Annotated in this window: 1 protein-coding gene; it reads right to left on the bottom strand. The window is 65.0% G+C overall.

Annotated elements, in window-relative coordinates; genetic code table 11:
* Window positions 1–14: 14 nt before the first annotated feature.
* On the bottom strand, window positions 15–1,358 hold the full coding sequence (locus LZ199_RS45920; RefSeq protein ID WP_254000181.1) for an IS4 family transposase: 1,344 nt from the start codon (window positions 1,356–1,358) through the stop codon (window positions 15–17).
* Window positions 1,359–1,447: the final 89 nt, after the last annotated feature.

The following is a 1,447-nucleotide window of genomic DNA, read 5'->3' as shown; positions in this document are numbered from 1 at the left end:
CAATGCCGTTCACTTTAGGAACGGACGCGACGTAGGGGCCTGCGGGAGCGTGCTCGACGGACCGGGCGGGGACGCTTCCGTGGGTAGCTGCTCATCTTGATTTTCACCGCACGCGGATACCGTCTGTGACTTCGCCGCAGCGGGAGGACGAAGCGTTTTACCTCTTCTCGCAGGCGTCGCAGATGTTTGGGAATCGCTCCCGGGCTCGCGCCGGCCAGCCACATCCACTCGTCTCGGATGAGGCGCAGGGCCATGACGAAGCTGATTCGGGTGGGAGGCACATCGGCCTCTTCGGCGATGCGCTCCATCTCCAGTCGCACCAGATTGTAGGCCAATCCCACGCCCCAGAGTTCCTGGGCGACCCCACCAGGCTTCTGGCTGCGGATGGCCTCCTGCCTCTCCATCATTTCCGTCTTCACCTCGTCATAGCCGAGCTCCAGTTCCCACCTCTCGTGGTAGAGGGCCACCACCTCGCTGGATGGGAAGGCTTCGGCGTCCAGCAACGAAGTCAGCAGCCACTGGGGCTGAAAGCCTTTGCGCTGGTAGCGGATGGCGCGTGCCTGGAAGCGCATAGGCAAGGAGTCGTCCTTCTGGCGGGTGTGGTAGCTCACCTCCATTTCCACCAATTCCTCTCCTTTTCCCAAACGCTTCACCGTGCGCCAGGCAGTGTTCTTCTTCGCGCGCAGCAGCCAGTGGCGGTTCTTCCCGTCTCTCGCCAACGGCACGAGGATGTCGGCGTTGAGAAAGTGGCGGTCCATCACGCACAGCGAATCGTCCGGCACCTGGGGCCATATCTTCAGGGCGTACTCGCGCTCATCCGTCCCGTAGGGCCCGAAGTGCGCCGCTGCCAGCAGGTGGCTGCGCAGGGCCATCAGCGTGACAAGCCGCACCATGGGGTAGCCGCTGAGTCCTCCGCCCCGGCCAACCACCTGCCCTCCAAAGTGCTTCCGGTTCTCCTTCGAGTCCGGCACCCGGGCTGTCGTGCCGTCCACTCCATACAGGGCCAGCCCCCTCCATTCATGCCGGCGTGCGCTGGCGTGCGCCCACGCGTCCGCGCTCTTCTCGAAGAGCCATTTCAGCGGCTCCTCTCCCACTCGAGCGCGCGCCTGCGCCACCGCGCTCCTCGCAATCGGCTTCGGCCTGCCACCGGGCAACACCAGGTCCAGCCGCTCCACCAGTTCGGCGATGGGCCGGTGCCGGTACAGCGCCATGCCCAGCACCAGCCAGATGACCTGTTCAGCGGGTAGCCGACGTTTCCGGAGGGTGGCCGTCCCTGTCGCCTCCAGCGCCGCCTCGACCCACTCTGGGTCAAGACTCGCGCACAGCCGGTCGAACGCCCCCTCATCCGCAGAGGGCAAATACCCGAATGGACCTCTTCCCACGCGACCGCCTCCTTGAATGCGGTCGCGGCAGTATGATCCTTCTCGCCCTTAACTGATCGGCATTG

It is taken from the genome of Myxococcus qinghaiensis, from assembly GCF_024198215.1.
Taxonomy (GTDB): domain Bacteria; phylum Myxococcota; class Myxococcia; order Myxococcales; family Myxococcaceae; genus Myxococcus; species Myxococcus qinghaiensis.
Note: the sequence above shows the minus strand (reverse complement) of the source record. Positions and strands in the feature narration are given on the sequence as shown.